This window comes from Protofrankia sp. Cr1, assembly GCF_963555865.1.
Taxonomy (GTDB): domain Bacteria; phylum Actinomycetota; class Actinomycetes; order Frankiales; family Frankiaceae; genus Protofrankia.
This window is the reverse complement of the sequence record NZ_CAUVXO010000067.1, coordinates 9,343-16,298: the sequence shown is the minus strand read 5'-3', so window position 1 is coordinate 16,298 and position 6,956 is coordinate 9,343. Positions and strand designations below refer to the sequence as shown.

The 6,956-nt window shown below is 67.6% G+C and carries 6 protein-coding genes; 3 read left to right on the top strand and 3 right to left on the bottom strand.

Features of this window, described 5'->3' with window-relative positions; all coding sequences use genetic code 11:
• Window positions 1–30: 30 nt before the first annotated feature.
• Entirely contained in the window at window positions 31–1,491 is a 1,461-nt protein-coding gene (locus U9980_RS08555; RefSeq protein ID WP_322767436.1) for an FHA domain-containing protein, read from the bottom strand.
• Between the two features lie 246 nt (window positions 1,492–1,737).
• Window positions 1,738–3,525, bottom strand: coding sequence for a glycoside hydrolase family 15 protein (locus U9980_RS08550; RefSeq protein ID WP_322755607.1), 1,788 nt, complete (start codon window positions 3,523–3,525; stop codon window positions 1,738–1,740).
• Between the two features lie 291 nt (window positions 3,526–3,816).
• Between U9980_RS08550 and U9980_RS08545 the strand changes: the two genes are divergently transcribed.
• Window positions 3,817–4,317 (top strand): hypothetical protein, encoded by a 501-nt coding sequence (locus U9980_RS08545; protein ID WP_322755608.1) that lies wholly within the window; start codon window positions 3,817–3,819, stop codon window positions 4,315–4,317.
• 61 nt (window positions 4,318–4,378) lie between these two features.
• Here U9980_RS08545 and U9980_RS08540 read toward each other — a convergent pair whose 3' ends face one another.
• Entirely contained in the window at window positions 4,379–4,582 is a 204-nt protein-coding gene (locus U9980_RS08540) for a hypothetical protein (RefSeq protein WP_131745275.1), read from the bottom strand.
• Between the two features lie 255 nt (window positions 4,583–4,837).
• On the opposite strand from U9980_RS08540, the gene U9980_RS08535 reads away from it, so the two are divergent.
• Window positions 4,838–6,121 (top strand): glycosyltransferase family 2 protein, encoded by a 1,284-nt coding sequence (locus tag U9980_RS08535; RefSeq protein WP_322767435.1) that lies wholly within the window; start codon window positions 4,838–4,840, stop codon window positions 6,119–6,121.
• Complete coding sequence (locus tag U9980_RS08530; protein WP_322767434.1) at window positions 6,118–6,939, top strand: class I SAM-dependent methyltransferase; 822 nt, start codon at window positions 6,118–6,120, stop codon at window positions 6,937–6,939. Before U9980_RS08535 ends, U9980_RS08530 begins: the two co-directional genes overlap by 4 nt.
• Window positions 6,940–6,956 lie beyond the last annotated feature (17 nt).

Here is a 6,956-nt window from a genome sequence, read left to right as displayed (position 1 = left end):
ACCTCGGGCCTCTCGGTGGCCACGCTGCGCTCAGCCCTGCATCGGCGGGTTGAACACGAACGTCCGCTTGCCCACCTGGACCCGGGTGCCGGGGACAAGCGGAGCCGGGTCGTGCGGGTTCAGCGGTGTCCACACTGTCGCCTCGGGCGGCGCGATGTAGGTGCCGTTCGCCGAGCCCTGGTCGGCGATGACCGCGTCCCACCCGCTGAGCGTGATGACCGCGTGGACCCGGGACACCGCACTCTCGCCGTCCTCGAGCATCAGCGGGCGGGCGCGACCCGCCTGTACCGCCTCGTCCCGGTCGGGCTGCCGGCCGATCACCAGGTTGGTATCGACGTGGACCTCGGTGCCGTCGTCGAGGAGGATTACCCCGATCGTCGGTCGGGGGCCCCAGACCGGATTGCCGGTCTGCCGGGCCAGCGACAGCCCGCATTCGGTGCAGTAGGGCGCGTCGGGGTGGTTGAAGTGGTCGTTGGTGCAGAGGATTCCCTCGACCTGCGCTTCGGACTGGCCGGGCAGCATGGTCGGGGCGTCCTGGTCGTCGAACAGGTCGGCGACATCGAGACCGCGGCCGGGCAGTTCGGTAAGCGCCTCGCTCTCGGTGTCCTCCATCCGGGCGGCCGCCGAGTCCCGGCCTGCGAGTTCGGTCGGCGGGTCGCCATCGGCGGCCGTGAGCGCGGCGAAGTCCGCGGCCTGGGTGGGCTGTCCGCTCTTGGGCCAGTGTGCCCCTTGCGCGATGTCCTGGCTGTTGAGTGGGGCCAGCGCCGGTGGCGCCGTGGACATCGACGACATCGGCGACATCGGCGACATGGACTCGGGGGACGACCCGGCCCCCGCTCCAGCACCCGACGACGGGATCGGCTCCGCCGAGGTCATCGGGTCGCGCGGCCCGCCGATTTCAGCCAGGAAGTCCTCCTCTGCCCCCCTGGGCACGACCGGTATTGGTGAGTCGGAGATCACCAGTGACGCTCCGATACCGGGTACGGCGCCGATTCGCAGGTCCAGCGGGAAGGCTTCGCGCGTCGGCTCGCTCACGGCGCCGACGATGCCGCCGGGCCCAACTGTGCCAACCGGCCCGATGTCAAGTCGACCGACCTCGGCGGGTAGGAGGCGGTCCACCCAGGTGGCCGACTCGGCGCCGGACAGGGCAAGTGGGGTCGGCCCGTAGGCGGCCAGCTCCATCGAGCCGTGGATCAGCGCGGCCAGACGGTCGCCCACCCCGGCCAGCAGGGTGAAGTCGGGTACGGCGTCCGGGTCGGCGTCCGCGAGCAGCCCCGCAACCCGGCGCACCAGCCGTCGGCCCGTAGTCGACGCCGGCCCCGAGTCACCGGCGACCTCGGCGCACATCGCCAGCAGCGTCTTGGCTACCTCGTGAGTCTCGGGACGCCCGGCGCGGGCGACGACAAGGACTCCCGGCAGACGGACCACCACCCCGGCCTCGGCTCCGCGTCCGGTCACCACCTCGACCCGGAAACGGTCAAGTCCCGCCATCGTCGCGCCCCTCGTCCATCGTCCCTGCAGCGTCCCTGGCTCAGCCCTGGTGGGCCGGATGTACCCACCCATCCTGCCGGTGGATCCGGCACCCGTCAGCAACATGTCGTCTTCCAGCCGACATGCGGGCACCCACCGCTGTTGTGTCGTCTGTTGTGTCGTCTGTTGGGTCGTCTGGTGGGTCGTTCAGCGGTGGCCCGGTGCTTCGCCGGGCCACCGCCGGGCCACCGCCGGAGGATTTCGGAGTCAGCCGAGGGTCCGGTCCAGGTGGACGGCCGCACTGATCAGGGCGAGATGGGTGAACGCCTGTGGGAAGTTTCCCAGGGCCTCGCCGGACGGTCCGATCTCCTCGGCATACAGGCCGACGTGGTTGGCGTAGGTGAGCATCTTCTCGAACACCAGCCGAGCCTCGGTCACCCGGCCCGCGCGGGTGAGCGCTTCGACGTACCAGAACGAGCACAGGTTGAACGTGCCTTCGTCCCCGTGCAGACCGTCGCTGCCGTCGGCGGCGTAACGGCGTACCAGACTGTCGCTGACGAGGTCCTCACCGACGCGGTCGAGGGTTGACAGGAAGCGCGGGTCGGTGGGTCCGGCGAACTTGACCAGCGGCATGCACAACAGGGAGGCGTCCAGCCTGGCTGACCCGGGATGTTCCATGTATGCGCCGCGGGCCGGATCCCATGCCGCGTTCTGAACGAAACGGTACGCGCGGCCGGCATAATCCTTCCATTCGTTCGTGGGGCCGGGCAGCCCGCGCTGGCGGGATATCCGACACGCACGTTCAAAGGCCACCCAGGTCATCAAGGCTGAATAGGTGAAGCGTTGCCGGCCGCCACGCGTCTCCCAGATACCTTCATCCGGTTCCTCCCAGTGTTTGGCGAGCCAGTCCAGCTGGCGGGAAAGCGCCTCCCACAGCTGGAAGGAAATCGGTGCGGCGAGCTTGTTGTACAGGTAGACCGAGTCCATGAGCTCGCCGTATATGTCGAGCTGGAGCTGGCCGGCGGCGCCGTTACCGATCCGTACCGGTTTCGAGTCGCGGTAGCCGCGCAGATGCTCGAGCACGATCTCGTCAAGATCGGCGTTGCCGTCTACGCTGTAGAGGACGTGCAGGCCTTTGTCGGCCGGCGCCTCGTGGCAGCGCTGTTCCAGCCAGTCCATGAAGGCTGCGGCCTCGTCGGTGAACCCGAGCGTCATCAGAGCGTATGTGGTGAACGCGGCGTCGCGGATCCAGGTATAGCGGTAGTCCCAGTTTCGGATGCCGCCGAGTTCCTCCGGCAGGGATGTGGTCGGCGCGGCGACCAGAGCCCCGGTCGGCCGGTAAACGAGCAGTTTGAGAACGAGCGCAGAACGGTTCACCATCTCCCGCCAGCGTCCGTGGTACCGGCTGCGGCGCAGCCACGTCTGCCAGTAGGTGAGGGTGCGGTTGAACAGGCGGTCCGCCTCGCCTTCCACGAGCGGGCGGATGGGCGTGTTCCATTCCAGGACGACGTCCGCGGTTTCACCGGTGTCAAGCGCGAATGTCGCGGTGACGCCGTCATCGTCGGCGACAAGAGGCACGCAGGTGCGTAGGGTGAGGGTTCCGACGGGGGAGTCGAACACAGCTCCCTGACCGTCAACAATCGTAACCGTATGCGATGTGCGCCCATAGTCGAAGCGCGGGTGGCAGTGTAGGGAGAACTCGGCTCGCCCACGGACAGCCCGGGCCTGGCGGACGATCACGTGCGGGGCCTCGGTGATGTCGCTGTCGACCGGGACCATGAAGTCGACGACCTCTCCGACGGCCTGCGGCGCGAGGAAACGCGTCATCAGCACGTTGGAGTCCGGTAGGTAGAGCTGCTTGGCACGGGAACCGGGACAGTGGATGCGGAACGCTCCGCCGCGTTCGGAGTCGAGCAGGCTCGCGAACACCGATGGGCTGTCGAAGCGCTGCGGGCAGTACCAGTCGATGGTGCCGTCAGTCGCGACGAGTGCTACCGTGCGCAAATCGCCGATGACCGCGTGTTCCTCGATGGGGGGATAACCGGTGTCGCGCATTGGTGGCCTCCGGGTGGGTGCCAAAGGATCGTCCGTTCCAGCGATTCCGCGAACGTACGTCCACCCCATGGCTCGCGGGCATCAACTCCGTGAAGTGTCGGGTTATGCATGGTCGGGCCGCCGGCGCCGGAGAGGTATAGATCTGTGACAGCGGGTGTTCCCCGTCCCCCGAAGCGACGGGCGCAGAGGGGCGTAGACGGGCGCCTGTGTCGGCCACCACCCATATCACCCTACGATCACGCCATGCCGGCGCAGAGACCAGCGGCCCCCGATGGCCGAGGCGGTCTCGTTATGTTCGCCACCGGTGACCGGGTATCCCCGGCGGATGATCTCGGTGGCGGAGTCTGGTCGCGGTGCGGAACCGTCCTGGCGGTGCACGCGGCACCACGGCGCGAGTCCGGGCTGGGCGAAGAGGACGGGGTGCGGGTCGAGACAGCCGGCTGGGTACCGCCGAGCGCGGCCCGTGCAACGGTACTCTGGGACGACGGCACGGCTGAAATCATCGCCGAGGACCGCCTGTTCATGGTCTACGATCAGCAGGAGCCGATCGGTATCCGCGTCGTCACCCTGCCCATGCCGGGTTCCATCGACATCGTCGAGCACGGCGGGCACATCGTGCTGTTGCTGCGCGAGGGTCTGCTGCCTCCCCACGAGCTTGCGGATCTGCGGGACAAACTGCGCAGAGTCCGCGCGTCACTCGCGCCGGAGAGCGTCGACAGTCGTTCGCCGGCGGAGATCCGCCGGCGCGACCTCGAACTGCTGCGTGCTCTTATCGCCCAGCTGACCGGCTAGGGCCTGTGGCTGGCGCCACCGTCCCCATCCACAACCCGCTTCGCGGTGATGTGGGTCGCCGTCACGACGTGGAATAAGGGCCTGGGCGCACGGCTGGGCCGCCATAGGAGCTGCCGTTGAGGCTCCCCCGGGGCGGCTGCTCGGTCATCGCCTGACTGACCTTGGACGCGATGGCTTCGGTCAGTCGGATCGCCTGCGTGAGCGACAGGTTGAGCACGATCTCGCTGTCATCGGTCATCGCGAAGCGTACCGACACATCCGCCATGGTGGTTCCTTTCCTCCTGCGTCGGCCGCGAGTGGCCGCGGTTGGTGCTCCACGATCCCCGATCGTGCCATCGCGCCGACAGGTACCCCCCGGCGGGCTCGGCCTGCGCTCTCGAGCTTCGGTGAATAATTTTACGGAAGGTTCTAAAAATTTTACCCAACGTGACAGACCCGCGGGTCACCGTTGCCGCTGTTTCGCCTTAAGTATCAGTACTGTCACCGATGGTATCCATTGTCGATCATCTCGGGAGGCTGGGTGACTGAGAATCGGGCGGCCTTGACGGCCCGGCCAGCCGCGGTTGCGATCGCTGGACACGGCCGGACGGACCCAGTCGGTACCGGCACCGGACGCGGCGCCGTAGAGATCCCCGCAGAGGTTTCCGTCGAGATTTCCGTGGTGATGCCGTGCCTCAACGAGGAGGCGTCGGTCGGGGCCTGCGTTGCCAAGGCGTTCGCGGGCCTTGCCGCGGCCGGTCTCGGCGGAGAGGTGATCGTCGTCGACAACGGCTCGACGGACGACTCGGTATCGGTCGCATGCTCGGCCGGCGCGCGTGTCCTGACGGAGCCCCGACGCGGCTATGGAAACGCGTACCTCACCGGATTCGCGGCCGCTCGCGGTCGCTATCTGGTAATGGGTGACTCCGACGATTCATATGATTTTTCGGAACTTCCTGTGCTCGTCGAGCCGTTGCGGATCGGCCGCGCCGACTACGTTCTCGGCTCCCGCTTCACCGGCAGGATCATGCCTGGTGCGATGTCGTGGTCCCATCGCTATCTGGGTAATCCGGTGCTGACCGGGATCCTCAACCGGATCTTCGGTCTCGCTTCGTCCGATGCCCATTCCGGGATGCGTGCGTTCACCCGCAGCGCGTATGAGCGGATGGATCCGCGGTGCGAAGGAATGGAGCTCGCCTCCGAGTTGATCATTTCGGCTGCCCGGGCCGATCTGCGGGTCGAAGAAGTGCCGATCACATATCATCCCCGGGTCGGTGCGTCCAAGTTACGGTCGCTTCGGGACGGCTGGCGGCACCTGCGTTTCATGTTGCCACTCGCACCTCGTCACCTGTTCGTCGGCCCGGGGCTGGCGTTGCTCGGGCTTGGCGTCGCCGGGCAGCTCGTACTCTTGCCCGGCGCCCTTGACGTCGGCTTTCACCGCTTCGACGTCCATTTCTGCGTGTTGTTCGCGATGGTTGCCATCCTCGGTTGGCAGGTGGTGCTCCTCGGGCTCTTCGCCGATTCCTACAACCGCGGCCTGGGCTGGGCCCAGCGTCCGCGCCGCCTGCTCGCCTGGGTGGACCGGCGGTTTACCCTCGAGCGCGGCCTCGCGGCCGGCCTCCTGCTGTTTGTCATCGGGTTGGTAATCGACGCGGTCGTTCTCGCTCGCTGGATCGCCGCTGGTCTCGGCCCGATTGACGAACTGCGACCGGCTCTGCTGGCCATGACGTTGATGGTGCTCGGTGCGCAGAGCGTCTTCGCCTCCTTCTTCCTGCATCTACTGACCGTGGGTCGCCCCGGATCCGCCGAAGCGGGCTCGACATGACCGCGGTGCTGGCCGGTGAGCCGGCGCTGATCCCCGTTTCCGCCGGCGTAGACCCGCGGGTACTGGAGAATCATCTGGGTGGCGCGGACGCGGTCAACTACCGGCGTTTCGAACTCGACCTTGTCTCGCCCTACTGCGGTCGGCGCATTCTGGAGGTCGGGTCGGGTCTTGGAGACTTCGCCGCGGGCCTGCATGGTTATGATCATCTCATCGTCTCGGATACTGATCCGTTGTGTCTACGGACACTGAGTGCCCGCTTTGCCGGGCGCGCGGATGTCGACGTGGTCACGCTCGACGTCGCCGGTCGGTCCAGGGCCGGTCGGTCCAGGGCTGGCCGGCCGGGGGCCAGTCGGTCCAGGGCCGAACGGGCCGCGGCGTTGGTGCCCGCGGTGCGTCCGGTTGACACATTGATCATGATGAACGTCCTGGAGCACATCGAAGACGACGTGGCCGCACTGCGACGGCTGTCCCGCCTGGTGATTCCCGGCGGTCGCATCGTGCTGTGGGTGCCGGCCTATCCGGCGTTGTACGGCGAGTTCGACCGCATGGTCGGTCATTTCCGTCGCTACACGCCAGCCACCCTGCGGCGGCCGGTGGAACTGGCCGGCCTGCGCGTCGAGCGGGTGCATCCCGTGAACCTGCTGGGCGGCATCGCCTGGTGGGTGGCTGTCCGGCGGGCGGGCCAGCGCAGCGCGGACCCTCGTCTGGTACGCCTATACGACCGGGTCATCGTGCCGATCAGCCGATGTGTCGAACGGCGGATCCGGGTGCCGTTCGGGCAGTCGGTGTTGTGCGTGGCGACCCGGCCGGTGCCGTGACGGGCCGCTGCATGACC

Excerpts from the sequence above, each read along its gene's own strand:
- U9980_RS08530 (WP_322767434.1), top strand. The coding sequence starts at position 6,118 with ATGACCGCGGTGCTGGCCGGTGAGCCGGCGCTGATCCCCGTTTCCGCC.
- U9980_RS08555 (WP_322767436.1), bottom strand. The coding sequence starts at position 1,491 with ATGGCGGGACTTGACCGTTTCCGGGTCGAGGTGGTGACCGGACGCGGA.
- U9980_RS08540 (WP_131745275.1), bottom strand. The coding sequence starts at position 4,582 with ATGGCGGATGTGTCGGTACGCTTCGCGATGACCGATGACAGCGAGATC.
- U9980_RS08550 (WP_322755607.1), bottom strand. The coding sequence starts at position 3,525 with ATGCGCGACACCGGTTATCCCCCCATCGAGGAACACGCGGTCATCGGC.
- U9980_RS08545 (WP_322755608.1), top strand. The coding sequence starts at position 3,817 with ATGTTCGCCACCGGTGACCGGGTATCCCCGGCGGATGATCTCGGTGGC.